Here is a 15,573-nt window from a genome sequence, read left to right on the forward strand (position 1 = left end):
AAACTACTAAGCGGTAGCTTTTATCGCAGGCCGAGCGCCGGGACCCCGGTCAGGGCGTCTCCTCCGGCACCTCCGCCGCCGACGACCTGCGGTGCCAGGCCCGCGGCGCCCGCCAGTGGTAGCGCATCGCGAGCAGCCGCAGCGCGAACGCCGTGATGACCGCGGCGCCGCTGCTGAACGCGGACAGCACGTCGAAGCGGATGCACAGGACGATGATCGTCGAGCCGACGATCGCCGGCACCGCGTACAGGTCGCGGTCCCAGCGGACCAGGGACGGGACCTCGTTGGCGATGATGTCGCGCAGCACGCCGCCGCCCACGGCAGTCGTGAGGCCGAGCGCCGCGGAGGCCGTGAGCCCGAGCCCGTAGTCGTACGCCTTGACCGTGCCGGTGACGCAGAACAGGCCGAGACCCGCCGCGTCGAAGATGTTCACCGCGACCTGGGTGCGCTCCACCTCGGGGTGCAGGAAGAACACGAGGCCGGCGGCGACCAGCGGGGTCAGGAAGTACCCGAGGTCGGTGAACGCGGCCGGCGGGACGGCGCCGATGATCACGTCGCGGAACAGCCCTCCGCCCAGCGCGGTGACCTCGGCGAGAACGGCGATGCCGAAGACATCGAAGTTCTTGCGGACCGCGAGGAGAGCGCCGGAGATCGCGAAGACGAAGATCCCGACGAGGTCCAGCCAATGCTGGACGGAGGGGGTGAAGAGTTCCAGAAGCACCCGACATTGTTACGCACTGCCGGGTGCCGCCCCGAGCCAGGTGTGGCGCGTGGCCTACAGCGCGGGCTTGCCCTTCGTGTAGAGCCATGTCTGGAAGAGCCCGTCGAGATCCTGTCCGGAGACCTTCTCGGCGAGGCGGATGAAGTCGGCGGTCTGCGCGTTGCCGTAGCGGTGTGTGGCGGTCCAGGTGCGCAGCAGCTTGAAGAAGTCCTTGTCGCCGATCCGCTCGCGAAGGACCTGGAGTGTCATCGCGCCGCGGTTGTAGACGGCGCTGTTGAACATGGTGTCGCGCTGCGGGTCGGCGATGACGCTCTGCCAGAAGGACGAGGAGGCGGGGACGGAGTTGTAGGCGGCGAGGAAGGAGTCATGGGCGCTGGAGCGGCCCTTGTGCTCGTTCCAAAGCCAGGGCCCGTAGCTGGCAAAGCCCTCGTTGAGCCAGATGTCCTTCCACTGCCGCACCGAGACGGAGTCGCCGAACCACTGGTGGGCCAGCTCGTGCACGATCGTGCCTTCGGAGCGGACGGCGGAGTAGCTCGGCTTGGACTGCGTCTCCAGGGAGAAGCCGGCCTGCGGCATGTCGTCGACGACCGCGCCGGTCTCCTCGAACGGGTAGGGGCCGAACACCTTCGACCAGTAGTCGGTGACCTCGGCCGTGACGCCGTACACGTCGACGTTGTTGCTGTTCTTCAGGACCGGGTCGATGGCTACGTAGATCGGAATGCCCGAGGGGGTCCGGCCGGTCTTGACGTCGAACTTCCCTATGGAGGCGGTCGCGAGGTAGGTCGCCATCGGCCGGGACTCGCGCCAGTGGTGCACGGTCTGCCCGCCCCGGACGTCGTACGTGTCGACGAGGCGGCCGTTGGAGACGCCGGTGAGGCCCTTGGGCGCCTTGATGCGGATGTCGTACGTCGCCTTGTCCGAGGGATGGTCGCTGGAGGGGAACCAGGTGGAGGCGGCGTTGGGTTCGCAGGCGACGAAGACACCGTCGTCGGTCTTCATCCAGCCGTAGTCGGAGCCGAAGACGATGGGGCCGTTGAGCGCCTCGGGGACGCCGCCGTAGGTGACCGTGACGGAGAACGTGCGGTGGTCGCGGATCGCGTCGCGCGGGGTGACGCGTATCTCGTCGCCGGAGCGCGTGAACTGGGCGCGTCTGCCGTTCACTTCGACGGAGGTGACGGTCAGCTTCTGGAGGTCCAGGTCGAAGGAGGAGAGGTTCTGGGTGGCCCGCGCGGTGACGGTGGTGACGCCGTCGAGGCGGTCGGTCGCGGGGTCGTACGCCACGTTCAGGTCGTAGTGGGTGGCGTCGAAGCCGCCGTTGCCGAGCTGTGGGAAGTACGGGTCGCCGATGCCGTCCGAGCCGGGGGTGGGGGCCGGGGCCGCGGCGATCAGACAGAACGAGGCGGCCGCTGTCGCGACCGCTGCCAGACGTGCCGAACGGGAGAGTGCCATGAGTCGTCCCTTCGCGCGTGTTCCGATGTAACGGACACGCAGACTCTGCACTCTCCCGTCAGGGCGTGTACATGACCTGCTCGGCCAAATCCCCGCTAACTGCCGGACGACTCCTGTACGTCATCCGTCCCGTCCGCGTCACCCGCATCGTCCGACGGCTGTACGTCACTGTCGTCACCGGCGTCGACGGCCGCCTCGGGAGTCTCGGCGGACTCCTCGGCCGACGCCTTGGCCGGCTTCTCAACCGATGCCTCGGCCGGCGCCTGAACCAGCGCCTCGGCCGGCTCCGCAGCCGGCTCTTCAGTTGCGTCGTCCGCGTCCGTCCGCGCCAGCGTCACCACCTCGATCGCCTCCTTGGCGACCGCGAGCAGCTTGGTGTCACCCGGGGCCTGGTCCTCGGCGTTCTCCGGGTGGTGACAGGCCACTTGGCGCCCCGGGGCGAGCTGGAGCAGCGGGGGTTCGACGGTCTTGCAGATCTCCGTCGCCTTCCAGCACCGCGTGTGGAAGCGGCAGCCGCTCGGCGGCGAGATCGGCGAGGGCACATCGCCCTTGAGCAGGATCCGCTCGCTCTTGGCGCCCCGGCGCTTGGGGTCCGGCACCGGCACGGCCGACATCAGGGCCTTGGTGTACGGGTGCATCGGCGCCTCGTACAGCGAGGTGCGGTCGGCGAGTTCGACGACCTTGCCGAGGTACATCACCGCGATGCGGTCCGAGACATGGCGGACGACGGAGAGGTCGTGCGCGATGATCACGTACGTCAGGCCCAGCTCGGACTGCAGGTCGTCCATGAGGTTGACGACCTGCGCCTGGATCGACACGTCGAGCGCGGAGACCGGCTCGTCCGCCACGACCAGCTTCGGCTTGAGCGCGAGCGCGCGGGCGATGCCGATGCGCTGGCGCTGGCCGCCGGAGAACTCGTGCGGGTAGCGGTTGAAGTGCTCGGGGCTGAGGCCGACGAGCTCCAGGAGGCGCTGGACCTCCTTCTTCACCCCGCCCTCGGGCTCCACGCCCTGGAGCCGGAACGGCGCCGAGACGATCGAGCCGATGGTGTGCCGGGGGTTCAGGGAGCCGTACGGGTCCTGGAAGATCATCTGGATGTCCCGGCGCAGCGGGCGCATGCCCCCCGTGCCGAGGCGGGTGATGTCCTGGCCCTCGAACTCGATCTTGCCGGCGGTGGGTTCGATCAGCTTCGTGATGACCCGGCCCATGGTCGACTTGCCGCAGCCGGACTCGCCCACGACGCCCAGGGTCTCGCCCTTGCGGACCTCGAAGTCGATCCCGTCGACGGCCTTCACCGCGGCGACCTGCCGCTGGAGGAGCCCCTTCTTGATCGGGAAGTGCTTGACCAGGCCCTCGACCTTGAGCAGCACCTCCCGGTCCTCGGGGGACGCCGCCTGCGCGGGGACCGTGGCCGCCGCAGTGTCCCCGGCGTCTTCCTTCTTCGTCTCGCTCACGGGCTCACTCACAGCTTCGGCGCAATCTCTTCGGTCCAGATCCGCGTACGGTCCTCCGGCGAGAGGTGGCAGGCGGAGAAGTGGTCGCTGCCGACCTCGTGCAGCTCGGGCCGCTGGGTGCGGGTGATGCCGCCCTTGGGCAGGTCCGCGTACGGACAGCGCGGGTGGAAGGCGCAGCCCGAGGGGATGTTGATGAGGGACGGCGGCTGGCCCTTGACGGGGATGAGCCGCTCGGTCTGCTCACGGTCGATGCGCGGCATCGAGCCGAGCAGACCCCAGGTGTACGGGTGCTGCGGCTCGGCGAAGATCTTGTCGACGGGACCGCGCTCCACGCAGCGACCGCCGTACATGACCAGCACCTGGTCGGCGATCTCGGCGACGACACCCAGGTCGTGGGTGATGAGGACGACCGCGGACTCGAACTCCTTCTGCAGATCCCTGATCAGGTCGAGGATCTGCGCCTGGACGGTGACGTCGAGGGCGGTGGTCGGCTCGTCCGCGATCAGCAGCTGCGGGTTGTTCGCCAGCGACATCGCGATCATCGCGCGCTGGCGCATACCGCCGGAGAACTCGTGCGGGTAGCTGTCGACGCGCTTGGCCGGCTCGGGGATGCCCACGCGGTCGAGCAGTTCGACGGCCCTCTTGCGCGCGACCTTCTTGGTCACGTCGTTGTGGACGCGGTACCCCTCCACGATCTGGCTGCCGACCGTGTAGTACGGGTGCATCGCCGACAGCGGGTCCTGGAAGATCATCGCCATGTCGCGGCCGCGGAGCCTGCGCACGTCGTCCGGGGCGGCCCCGATCAGCTCCTTGCCGTCGAGCCAGATCTCGCCGGACATCTGCACGTTCTTGCCGCGCGCGCCGAGCCGGTGCAGGCCCATGATCGCCAGCGATGTCACGGACTTGCCGGACCCGGACTCGCCCACGATGGACAGGGTCTGGCCCTTCTCCAGCTTGAAGCTGAGCCCGTCGACGGACTTGACCAGGCCGTCGTCGGTCGGGAAGTGCACCTTGAGGTCGCGCACTTCGAGGAAGGCGGTCGGGGACTTGGCCGGGCCCGCGGCCACCGGCTCGCCCACGGCGGCACCGGTTTTGGACAGTTCGGTCACGAGAGCCTCACCCGCGGGTCGGCGGCGGCGTAGAGAAGGTCCACCAGGAGATTGCAGAAGACGACGAAGAACGCGGCGAGCAGGGTCACGCCGAGCACCTTGGGCAGGTCGTTGTCGGTGATGCCCTGTACCGCGTACTCACCGATGCCGTGCAGCGAGAACACGTTCTCGGTGATCACGGCGCCGCCGAGCAGCAGACCGACGTCCATGCCGAAGACGGTGACGATCGGGGTGAGTGCGGCGCGCAGACCGTGCCGGCCCACCACGGTGCGCTCGCGCAGCCCCTTGGCGCGCGCGGTGCGGATGAAGTCTTCGTTCATCGTCTCCAGCATGCCCGAGCGGGTCAGCCGGGCGTAGATGGCGGAGTACAGCAGAGCGAGTGAACACCAGGCCGGGAAGAGGGTGTTGGCCCATTGCGCCGGATTTTCCGTGAGCGGTACGTACGTTCGCCCGAAGATCGGAATCTGGTAGGTGAAGACGAGCAGCGCCAGCTGGCCCGTGAAGAAGATGGGCAGCGAGACACCGGCCAGGGCGACACCCATGAAGGCACGGTCGAAGAACGATCCGGGCTTGAGTGCCGAGATCACACCCACCGTGACGCCGGACACCAGCCAGATGACGGCGGCGCCCGCGGCCAGGGACAGGGTGATGGGCAGCCGGTCGGTCAGCTCGGGCCACACCGCGACGTGGTTCTTGAAGGAGTAGCCGAAGCACGGCGCGTTGCAGTGGACCGTGGTGGGGCCGAGGTCGTAGGTGGACCCCGCGAAGATCCCCTTGATGAAGTGCCAGTACTGGATGTAGACGGGCTCGTCCAGGCCGAGGTTGTGCTTGACCGCCGCGATGTCCGCGGCCGAGGGACTCTTGCCGATGTACTGCTGCGCGAGCTGGTCGGCGGACTGGCCGGCGATTCTCGGCAGCAGGAAAAAGATGCAAAACGTGACCGCGGTGACGACCAGCAACAGGATCACTGCCGCGATCAGCCGGCGGATGATGTACGAGATCACGGGGACCGGCGCTGGTGCCCGCGGACCGTGCGGCCCGCGGGCACCAATGCCTTCACCTGCCTTCCGGGGCTGCTACTTCTTCGTGGTGCCGATGTTGAGGTAGTCGTACTGCCCGCTGAAGGCAGCCGTGGACACCAGGTTGGTGGCGTACGGCGAGCGGTACATCAGGACCTTGAAGTAGGTCAGCGGGACGAGCGCCGCGTCTTCCATGGCCTGCTTGTCGATCTGCCCGTACAGCTTGTTGCGCGTGGCCTCGTCGGGCGCCGCGATGGCCTCGGCGAGCATCGAGTCGACCTTCTTGTCGTCGAGCTCCGACAGGGCGGTGTTGCCGGACTCGCCGATCGCCTTGCTGTTCAGGATCTGCTGCAGGAAGCCGTAGCCCGACGGCCAGTCGGCGCCCCACTGCATCATCATGATGCCGACCTTGTTCTTCTGGTTGAACTTCGGGACACCGGCGTAGTCGGTGAAGTACTTGCCCGACGGGTACTGCTTCAGGCTGGCGTTGATGCCGACCTTCTTCAGCGACTCGATGAGCGCCTGGGCACCGGAGACTTCCTCGTCACGGTCGCTGCGCGCCGTGATCGTGGTGTTGATCGTCTTCTCGCCGCAGGCCTTCAGGGCGTCCTTGGCCTTGGCCACGTCACCCTTGTTGCCGCTGGTGGCGTAGACGTCTTCCTTGGCGTAGCCCGTGATGTCCGGGGGCAGGACCGTGGTGGCGACGTCACCGCGGATGGGACCGCCCTGAGCGGTCTGCACCGAAACCTTGTCGATCGCGTACTCGACGGCCTTACGGCAATCGACGTTCGTGAACGGCTTCAGCTTGGTGTTGATCGCCGCGTAGACGAGACGGCCGCCGTAGGCGTTGTCCGTGTTCCCCATCTTCGACTTGTCGTTGACCAGCTGCGCCTGCGTCTGGGTGTCGACGCCCTTGCCCTGCATGTCGATCAGGGTGTCGCCGGACTGCAGGTCCTTGTCGATCGTCTGCTGGTTGACCTTCAGGTTGACGACGATCTTGTTCGGGTACTGCTTGCGCAGCGGGTCGGACTTCGGGTCGAAGTTCTTGTTGCGGACCAGGACGGCCTGCTTGCCCTCCTGGTAGCTCTGGAACTGGTACGAGCCCGAGGAGACGATGTGCTTGACGTAGTCGATGCCGTCGTCCTTGGCCTTCGGCACCGGCGCGGTCTGCGGGGTGGCGACCAGGTAGTCGAACTCCTGGAAGGCCTGGTTCAGGTGGAAGACGATGGTGGTGTCGTCCGGCGTCTCGATGGACTTGAGGCCCTCGGCGCTCTTGTCCTTGTACGGACCCTTGTACTTGTCGCCGCCCTTGAGGAACTGCTGGAAGTAGTTCGGGCCGAGGGAGAGCACGTCACGCGCGAAGTTCGAGCGCTCGACGGCGTACTTGACGTCCTTGGACGTGATCGGCGAGCCGTCCTGGTACTTCAGACCCTTGCGGATCGTGTACGTCCAGGTCTTGCCGCCGTCCGACTGCTTGCCGGGCGCCGAGGCGAGGTCGGGGACGAGCGTGTTGCCCTTCTCCCCCGCGTCGGGCTTGAACGTCATCAGCGGGCGGGCGTACAGCCGGCTGAAGTTGTACATGTAGGCGTAGTACGTGTTGCCCGGGTCGAACGAGTCGGGGACGTCCGACATCGCGTAGGTGACCGTGCCGCCCTTCTTCGTCGAGGCGTTGACGACATCCTTCGTGGCGGCGTTCGCACCGGCCGACTTGTTGCCGCCGTCCGAGCCGTCGTCGGCCTTGCTGCAGCCGGCGAGCAACATGCTCACGCTGCCGATGGCCGCAACAGCGGCAAGTGATGACCTTCGCATGATGGTCGGAATCCCCTCCATTGTCGGAAACTTGTGGAGCTCTCTGCGCGGCCGGACTCAGCGACTGCGCGGGTCGAGAGCGTCGCGGAGACCGTCACCGAGCAGGTTGAACGCGAGCACGGTGACGAAGATGGCGAGGCCCGGAACGATCATGTACTGCGGATCGACCTGGAAGTAGTCGACGGCCTGGTTGAGCATGCCGCCCCAGGAGGCCTGCGGCGGCTGGATGCCCACGCCCAGGAAGCTGAGCGACGCCTCGAAGATGATGTTCGTCGGGATCAGCAGGGTCGAGTAGACGATGATCGGCGCGACCAGGTTGGGCATCAGTTCCCGGAACAGGATGTACGGGCCTCGGGCGCCCATCCCGCGGGCCGCGTCCACGAACTCCCGCTCGCGCAGCGCCAGGGTCTGGCCGCGCACGATGCGGCCCAGATAGGGCCAGTTGAAGAAGCCGATCACGAAGATCAGCACGCAGATGTGCAGCGGCAGCCCGTTCAGACCGAACGCTCCGCCCTGGAGGGTCGCGGAGATCGAGATCGCGAACAGCAGCAGCGGGAACGCCAGGAACGTGTCCATCATGCGGCTGATGACCGAGTCGACCCGGCCGCCGTAGTACCCGGCGACGACGCCGAGGATCGCCCCGATCACGTTCGACAGGACGGTCGCACCGAAGGCGACGACGAGGGAGACCCAGGAGCCTTCGAGGATGCGCGCGAGGATGTCGCGGCCGAACTTCGGCTCCACACCCAGGGGGTGGTCGCCGCTCATACCGCCGAGACCGCCCCTGGGGAGCGAGCTGGTGGGGTCGATCAGGTCCTGGTGGAACGTGTTCGGGTCGAGGCCGAAGAGATGCTGGAGAGGGCGCGCCAGGGCGGCGATGAGGATCAGCAGGATGACGACGACGCCGCCGGCGACGGCGATCTTGTCCCTCTTGAAGCGGTTCCAGGCGATACGCCCGAGGGAGCGCCCCTCGATCTGCTGCCCCTTGGTGCCGGCGAGCACAGCCTCGGGCTGCACCTCGGCCTGGGCCCCAGTGGTCTCGATCGGTGCGGTCACGGTGTGGTTGACCCCTCTCGGCCGACGGTGGCCGGCCCACGCCCGCCGCTGTAGCGGCTTGATCCTGTTTCACACGCTGGACAGTCCGGGGGCATGGCCTCGTAGTTGACCGTTCAGCTCGTACACAGAGTCGAAACCCCGTGTCTGCAGGGAGTCTTCAATGCGCCTGTGACCAGCCGCCAGCCCTCACCGTGAAAGGTTGCGCAACCGTGATGAGGCGACAGGAGTGCAGTATGCGGACGTGGGAACCGGCTGAGCGGACAATTCGCTCCCGTCGCCCCCCTCGGTGGCGGGTCCGGAATGTAACGCCATGACCGATGTGGCGAGAATGCCCCGCGCGATGCGCCAACTACCCGTGAAACAGGGCGTAATGGTGCTTTGTCCCGGAAGCGGCGACGCGGGCCGGGCGGGCACCCGGATGCGGACGTCGAAGGCCGCGTCCCGGGGGCGGAAGCGGAGCCGGGCGTCGGTGAAGTCGAGCCAGCTCCCCATGAGGGGGAACCACGCCTTGAACACACTTTCCTTGGCGGAGAAGAGGAGGGTGTCCCAGTGGACCTGGGGATGCGTGCGCGCGAGACGGGCCAGCGCCGCGCGCTCGACCGGGTCGGCGACCAGATCGAGGACGCCCGCCGGCAGCGGCGCGTGCGGTTCCGCGTCGATACCGAGGGAGAGCAGACGCGTACGGGAGGCGACGGCGGCCGCGCGGTAGCCGGGGCAGTGGGTCATGCTCCCCACCACCCCGCCCGGCCAGCGCGGCGCCCGGTCCGCGCCCGGCACCAGCGGCAGCGGGCGGATCCCGAGTGCGCCGAGGGCGCGTCGGGCGCAGTGGCGCACCTCGCCGAACTCCCGGCGCCGCGTCGCGGCCGCGCCCGCGACGTAGGCGCGCTCCTCGGGAAACAGGACCGCGCCCGCCGCCTCCCCGAACGCGCCCGCCACCGCGACGAAGGCGGGCAGAACACCCCGGACGGGCCCGTCGTCCCAGGTCATGACCAGGGCAGTCGCGCGGCCGCCTCCTCGTCGGTCACCAGGGCGTGGACCGCGGCGAGCAGGCCCCCGACGAGGCGGCCCGGCAGCTCCTCACCGAAGCGGTGCACGTCCGCGGTGACGTGCAGGCTCAGCCCGCCGCCCTCGGGGTCGTCGAGCGCCTCGATCCGCACGGGCAGGCTCGTGTGGTCGCGCATGTCCTCGTCGGCGGCCAGGAGGCCGGCGGCGAGGAGTTCGTCGCGCGGGTGGAAGTGGACGTAGTTGAAGGTCACTTCGAACGGGTTGCGGCCGAGCAGCCGGCGCAGCTCCGAGTGCGGGAAGCGGCGGTGCGGCAGCAGGGCGTTCTCCGCGTCGAGGGCGCGTCGGGCCGCGGTGCGCCAGTCGGCGTCCCGCAGGTCGAGGCGCATGGGCAACTGGTTGAGGAACAGACCGAGGGTGACGTCCGCGCCCGTGCGCTCCGGCCGGCCGTTGAGGAGGAGGCCGACGGCCGGGGTCTCGGTCTCCCAGGCGGCGCCCACCGCCACGCAGTTGGCGGCGAGCAGAAGGCTCTTGACCGGCAGCCCCCAGCGCGCGGACATCTCACCGAGGCGGCGGGCGTCCTCGGCGGGCACGTCGGCGCTCGCCTTGCGGTGCTCGGGCTCCGCCGAGGACGCCTCCCGCTGCGGCGGCAGCTCCGCCTGGAGGTCACGGAAGTGCCGTACGGACTGCTCGTCGCGCAGTGCCTCGCGCTCCAGGCGCACGAACTCCGCGTAGGGGACGGGGTCGGCGAACTCGGGCCGGGTGCCGTCGAGAAGGGCCGCGTAGGCGACGACCAGCTCGTTGAAGAAGACCGACTCGCTCCAGCCGTCCAGAATCGCGTGGTGGAAGGAGTAGGAGAGCCGGAACGAGCCGGACCCCGGCGCCGCTGTGGCCGCGTGGACGCGCAGCAGCGGGGCGCTCTCCGCGTCGTACGGCTCGGCGAGCTCCGTCATCACCCGCTCGTACGCCTCCGTGGCCGCCGCCCCGGTCAGGTCCCCGTGGTCCGCGACGACCAGCGGGATCGGCGCCTCCTTCTGCACGAGCTGCATCGGCTCGCTGAAGGTGCCCAGGTCGAAGCGGGTGCGCAGGAGGGGGTGCCGGGCGGACAGCAGGTCGAGGGCCGCACGCAGGGCCACCGGGTCGAGGGGGCGCAGGACCGTGCGGGAGATGACGTCGAGGTAGCAGGCGCCGTCACTGACCAGGCTCTCGTAGATCAGGCCGAGCTGGAGCCTGGCCGCCGGGTACGCGTCCTCGGCGTCGGCGGGCACCCGGGCCCGGTCCAGGACGGAGAGCTGGTCGAGGGCGCCGTGGGCCGGGCGGTCCGTGGCCGGGGTCAGGGACCGGCACGCGCCGCGCGGCGTCGGGTTCTTGAACAGGTCGAGGAGGGAGAGGGACAGGCCCTGCTCCTGGGCGGCGCCGATCACCTTCAGGGCCAGGAGCGAGTCCCCGCCGAGGGAGAAGAAGTCGTCGTCGGGACCGACCTCGCCGACGCCGAGGATCTCCTTCCAGATGTCCGCGAGCAGGGCCTCGGGCGCCACGGCCGTCGTGCTGTCGTTCACGGGTTTCTCCATTCGCTGTGCTGGGGCGTGGTCACAGGGCGCCCAGTTCCGCGCCGGTGACCTCGGTTGTCGTGGGGCGGGTGTCCGGGGTGTCGTCGTCGCCTTCGAACGCGAAGCGGTAGCGCAGCGTCGACTCGATGTCCTTGGCGAGCACCGCGAGTTCGGCCAGGTCGCGGGCCTCCCCCATCACGATGTCGAGTTCCAGGGTCTGCACCCCGCCGGGGAAGCGGGTGCCGGGCCTGGCGTAGGGGCGGTGCAGGGTGACGCCCGGGATCCGCTTGACCTCGTCGGTGCCCTCGATGCCGAGGAGGGTGCCGGGGCGGCGGGGTGCCGGGTGGAAGAGCTGGAAGCAGGCGCGGCCGGCGTAGAGGGCCGGCAGCGGCGGGTGCTCGCCGAGGGCGGTGCGGCCGGCGAGTTCGATGAGGTCGAGGCCCTGGGAGCGGACGGACAGCTCGTTGATGCCGCCCCCCAGCCGGCCGTTGACCTCGATGAGCCGGGGCCCGTCGGGGGTCAGTTTGATCTCGGTGTGGGTGAGGCCCTCGCGGATCCCGAGCGCCTCGACGGAGCGCCGCGCCAGGTCCCGTGCCTGCTCCTCCTCGGCCGGTTCCAGGGGCGAGGGCCAGAAGCGGCCGGTCTCCCGGAAGGGCGGCACCATGGGGAACTTGCCGGTCACGGCGATGTCGACGACCGTGCCGTCGCGTACGACGCTCTCGACCGACACGTAGTCGCCGAACGCTCCGGTGTCCCGGCCCGGCAGGTACTCCTCGAGGACCAGAGTGCCGCCGGCGACGAGTCCGGGCCGGTCCTCGGCGAGGAGGGTGCGGGCGAGCGCGAGGCCCGCCAAGGCGTCCTCCACGAAGAACGTGTTGCGGCTGCCGCCGCCGTGCGCGGGTTTGAGGACGGCGGGCAGGCCCGTCTCGGCGACCGCGTCCGCCCAGTCCCCGACGGTGTCGATCCGGCGGCACCGCACCGCGTCGACCCCGGCGGCCCGCAGCGCGTCCCGCTGCTGCCACTTGTCGGTCAGCAGGCCGACGGTGCGCCGGTCGTGGAACGGCAGCCCGAGCGCCTCGGCCAGCTCGCCCGTGTACGCCAGCGCCCGCTCGCTGTACGTGACGATGCCCTCGGGCTCGTACGCCCGCACCTTCGCGGCGGCCTGCGCCGGGGACCCGGCCGTCACGACGGGCCCGAACCCGGCGAGCAGCGGCTCCATGGCCCGGGTGTGGTCGTCGGGGGCGGTGACGAAGACGCAGCGGGCCCGGTCGGCGAGGCCGACGGCGATGTCGCCGGGGTGGGCCGCGCCGTCCGCGTACACCACGATGAGGGTCTTGCGCATCATGCCTCCTGTCCGTGGCGCGGGCCGGCCGCCGGGACCCGGTCGGCGGCGGGGCGCAGGCAGTCCCTGACCGTCCGGCAGAAGTCGGCGGTGCGGTCCCGGTAGTAGAAGTGGCCGCCGGGCAGCAGCCGGCCGGTGAACGCACCGGTCGTCCACGCCTGCCAGGCGTCCAGGTGGTCGCGGGTGACCCACGGGTCTTCCGCTCCCCCGGTGGCGAGCAGCGGGCACGCCACCGGCCTGCGGGGGCCGGGGGCGTAGCGGGCCAGCAGGAGGTAGTCGGCGCGCAGGACCGGGATCATCAGGTCGACGATGTCGGCGAGCGCGCTCTCGCCGATGTCGGCGTTGCCGCCGGTGGCCAGTTCCGTCAGCCAGTCGTCCCGGGTCATCGCGAGCACGGCGGCGGGGTCGAGGCGCTGGAGGTCCGGGGGCCTGGCCGCCGAGACGGCGAGGAGTTCGAGGTCGCGGCCCGCGGCCTCCAGGCGGTGCGCGATCTCGTACGAGAGGACGGCGCCCAGGCTGTGGCCGACCAGGACGAGGGGCCCCTCCGTGCGGGCGTCGATCTCGCGGGCGGCCTGGGCCGCGAGTTCCGTGAGGAGTTCGGCGGGGGGTTCGCCGGACCGGGGGCCGCGGCCGGGGTACTGGAGGGCGAGCGCGCTCTCGCCCTCCGCCAGGAGCCCGGGCAGCCATTCCGCGAGGGCGTAAGCGCTGCCGCCTCCGAAGGGCGCGAGGACGAACGTCCGCGCCGGGGACGGCGGGTGCTCACCGAACTGCCAGAGGAGCGGGGTGAGTCGGCGGCGTTTCATGTCGCCTCGCCCGGGGTGCGGCGCGGCGGCCGGAGGGAGTGGGATCCCTCGTCGTTGACCACGACGGCGTGGGTCATGGGGCGGTCACCCTTCCTGGGGTGGTGCCGGTGGCGGTCACAGCTCGACGACGGCCGGTGCGGGCGTCGTGTCCGTCGCGCCGGTGCCGTCGAGTTCCGCGGCGAGCGCCGCGATCGTCGCGTGCGCGTAGAGCTGCGCGATCACGAGCTTCGGGTGGTGCTTGCGCAGGCGCGCGAAGACGGTCAGCGCCTTGAAGGAGTCGCCGCCGATCTCCAGGAACCGCTCGTTGCGGCCGAGCGCGTCGCGGCCGAGCGCCTGCGCCCAGATGTCCGCGATCAACTGCTCGGTGCCGGGGCGTGGCGGGTCGGCGGGCGCGCCGCCCGCAAAGGTGCGGGCGGCCGCTTCCACGGCGCCCCGCAGCGCGGCGAAGTCGGCCTTGCCGTTGAGGTTCACGGGGATGGCGGGCACCACGTGGAGCCGGCTGGGGACGAGCGCGGCGGACAGGGTGGCGCGCAGTTCCCTGGCCAGTTCCCTCGGGTCCGCCTCGCCCACGAGATAGGCGACGAGCTCCAACGGGGCCTCGGGTGCGGGCCGTTCCCCCGTGACGACGGCCTGCCGGACGCCGGGCAGCGCGAGCAGCGCGCTCTCCACCTCGCCGGGCTCGACGCGGTTGCCCCTGACCTTGAGCTGCCGGTCGGCGCGCCCCAGGTAGTCGAGGACGCCGCCGGGCTCCCTGACGACGAGGTCGTCGGTGCAGTAGAAGACTCCCCCCTCCGGCCCGTCCAGCGCCGCGAACTTGGCCGCGGTGAGCTCGGGCTCGCCCAGGTACCCGGCGGCCGCGCAGGCACCGCCGAGGTACAGAATCCCCGGGGTGCCGTCGGGCACGGGGCGGCCGTCCACGCCGAGCACCCGGGCGCGGACCCCGCCGAGCGGGGTGCCCACAGGGACTCGGGTCCGCCCGCCGTCGGCGAGGTCCACGCGGTGCGTGGTGGCGAGGATGGTGGCCTCGGAGGGCCCGTAGCCGTTGTGGACCTCCAGGTCGGGCCGTACGCGCAGGACCGCTTCCGCGAGCCGGGGCGGGAACGCCTCCCCCGCGACCACGAGCACCCGCTCGGGGAGCAGCGCCGCGAGGTCCCCCTCGGCTCCGAGGGCCTCCAGCTGCGACGGCGTGTAGGTGAGGCAGTCCGCGGGGTGCGCCTTGAGGTCGGCGGCGAGCGCGGCCGGGTCGAGCGTGGTGTCGCGCGGGTACACGTCGAGGCGGGCGCCGGACAGGAGCGCCCCGTACACCGACACCTTGCCGAGGTCGGCGGCGAACGTCGTGGCGAGGCCGAAGCTGTCGAGGGCGTCGGGGGTGATCCGCTCCCAGAACGCGTCGCAGTAGTTCAGGAGGGCGCTGTGCTGGACGACGACCGCCTTCGGCGTGCCGGTCGAGCCCGAGGTGCACACCAGGTAGGCGACGTCGGCGGGGTCCAGGTCCGGGCCGATCTCGTACGGGGCGCCCTGCTGCGCGTCGGGGACGGTGCGGGAGGGACGCCCGTGCGGGTCCCGGGCACGTGGCGCGTTGCGTTCGTCGGTGACGACGGCGGTGGCCCCGGTCGTCGCGAGGAGCGTGGCGACGCGTGGGTCCGGGTCGGTGGCCTCCAGGTGGACGTAGGCGGCGCCGACGGCCCAGGCGCCGAGGACGGCGGCCATACAGCGGGGCGAGCGGTCCATGAGCGTGGCCACGACGTCGCCCCGCCCGACGCCCTGTTCCCGCAGCCAGCGGGCCACGCCGCCCGCCGACCGGGCCAACTCCTCGTAGGTGTACGTCACCTCACCCTGGCGGAGCGCGGGGCTCGTGCCGCAGCGGGCGGCGATGTCGAGGAACCGGTGTGCGGCCGTGCCGGACGGTGTCCGCGGTGCGGTCTCGGGCGCCATGGTGCGTTCCTCCCTGAGCATGTCTGCGGTCATGACCGGCCTCCCGTGGGGCCGGTCGCGATCATCCGGGCGAGGCCGTCCACGGTCTCGGTGGCGAGGTAGGCGCGCAGGTTCAGCCGCACCCCGAACGCGTCCTCGACGGCGGTGAGCAGGCGCAGGGCGGCGAGGCTGGTCCAGTTGTCGAGCTCGTCGAACCGGGAGGCACCGGTGAGGGCTCCCGCGGGGGCGTCGGTGACGGCCGAGATGACCCGCACCAGTTCGTCCGTGCGAGGGGCGGTGGCGGGGGTGTCGGTGGCGGTGGCGCCGGTGGTCGGGTCGGTCATC

At 70.5% G+C, this 15,573-nt stretch carries 13 protein-coding genes; all 13 read right to left on the reverse strand.

Annotated elements, in window-relative coordinates:
• Window positions 1-49: 49 nt before the first annotated feature.
• The 13 genes from OG758_RS18650 to OG758_RS18710 all read right to left on the reverse strand — a co-directional run bounded on the left by OG758_RS18650 (window position 50) and on the right by OG758_RS18710 (window position 15,572).
• On the reverse strand, window positions 50-721 hold the full coding sequence (locus OG758_RS18650) for a trimeric intracellular cation channel family protein (RefSeq protein ID WP_326711053.1): 672 nt from the start codon (window positions 719-721) through the stop codon (window positions 50-52).
• A gap of 54 nt (window positions 722-775) precedes the next feature.
• Window positions 776-2,170 (reverse strand): M1 family metallopeptidase, encoded by a 1,395-nt coding sequence (locus OG758_RS18655; RefSeq protein ID WP_326711054.1) that lies wholly within the window; start codon window positions 2,168-2,170, stop codon window positions 776-778.
• Between the two features lie 95 nt (window positions 2,171-2,265).
• Window positions 2,266-3,624: an ABC transporter ATP-binding protein gene (locus OG758_RS18660; RefSeq protein ID WP_382060273.1), complete on the reverse strand. Its 1,359-nt coding sequence runs from the start codon at window positions 3,622-3,624 to the stop codon at window positions 2,266-2,268.
• An 8-nt stretch (window positions 3,625-3,632) separates the two neighbouring features.
• A complete protein-coding gene (locus tag OG758_RS18665; RefSeq protein WP_326711055.1) occupies window positions 3,633-4,733 on the reverse strand; it encodes an ABC transporter ATP-binding protein in 1,101 nt (366 codons plus the stop codon).
• The gene (locus OG758_RS18670; protein ID WP_266559838.1) at window positions 4,730-5,737 is read right to left on the reverse strand and encodes an ABC transporter permease; all 1,008 of its coding nucleotides are present in this window, start codon (window positions 5,735-5,737) and stop codon (window positions 4,730-4,732) included. Before OG758_RS18670 ends, OG758_RS18665 begins: the two co-directional genes overlap by 4 nt.
• Before the next feature lie 72 nt (window positions 5,738-5,809).
• Complete coding sequence (locus tag OG758_RS18675) at window positions 5,810-7,561, reverse strand: ABC transporter substrate-binding protein (protein WP_442810337.1); 1,752 nt, start codon at window positions 7,559-7,561, stop codon at window positions 5,810-5,812.
• Window positions 7,562-7,618: 57 nt separating this feature from the next.
• The gene (locus OG758_RS18680) at window positions 7,619-8,617 is read right to left on the reverse strand and encodes an ABC transporter permease (protein WP_326711057.1); all 999 of its coding nucleotides are present in this window, start codon (window positions 8,615-8,617) and stop codon (window positions 7,619-7,621) included.
• Window positions 8,618-8,803: 186 nt separating this feature from the next.
• Window positions 8,804-9,604 carry a 4'-phosphopantetheinyl transferase family protein gene (locus tag OG758_RS18685; RefSeq protein WP_326711058.1) on the reverse strand — a complete coding sequence of 267 codons (801 nt, stop codon included), beginning with the start codon at window positions 9,602-9,604 and terminating at the stop codon, window positions 8,804-8,806.
• Window positions 9,601-11,178, reverse strand: a complete 1,578-nt coding sequence (locus OG758_RS18690; protein ID WP_326711059.1) for a condensation domain-containing protein — start codon at window positions 11,176-11,178, stop codon at window positions 9,601-9,603. The genes OG758_RS18685 and OG758_RS18690 overlap by 4 nt, the downstream gene beginning before the upstream one ends.
• A 31-nt stretch (window positions 11,179-11,209) precedes the next feature.
• The gene (locus OG758_RS18695) at window positions 11,210-12,514 is read right to left on the reverse strand and encodes an ATP-grasp domain-containing protein (protein ID WP_326711060.1); all 1,305 of its coding nucleotides are present in this window, start codon (window positions 12,512-12,514) and stop codon (window positions 11,210-11,212) included.
• Window positions 12,511-13,314 (reverse strand): thioesterase II family protein, encoded by an 804-nt coding sequence (locus OG758_RS18700; RefSeq protein ID WP_326711061.1) that lies wholly within the window; start codon window positions 13,312-13,314, stop codon window positions 12,511-12,513. The genes OG758_RS18695 and OG758_RS18700 overlap by 4 nt, the downstream gene beginning before the upstream one ends.
• Window positions 13,315-13,428: 114 nt before the next feature.
• Complete coding sequence (locus tag OG758_RS18705) at window positions 13,429-15,282, reverse strand: non-ribosomal peptide synthetase (protein WP_326711062.1); 1,854 nt, start codon at window positions 15,280-15,282, stop codon at window positions 13,429-13,431.
• Entirely contained in the window at window positions 15,279-15,572 is a 294-nt protein-coding gene (locus OG758_RS18710; RefSeq protein ID WP_326711063.1) for an acyl carrier protein, read from the reverse strand. Before OG758_RS18710 ends, OG758_RS18705 begins: the two co-directional genes overlap by 4 nt.
• Window position 15,573 lies beyond the last annotated feature (1 nt).

The sequence above is a fragment of the Streptomyces sp. NBC_01474 genome, from assembly GCF_035918215.1.
In the GTDB taxonomy this organism is placed as follows: domain Bacteria; phylum Actinomycetota; class Actinomycetes; order Streptomycetales; family Streptomycetaceae; genus Streptomyces; species Streptomyces aureus.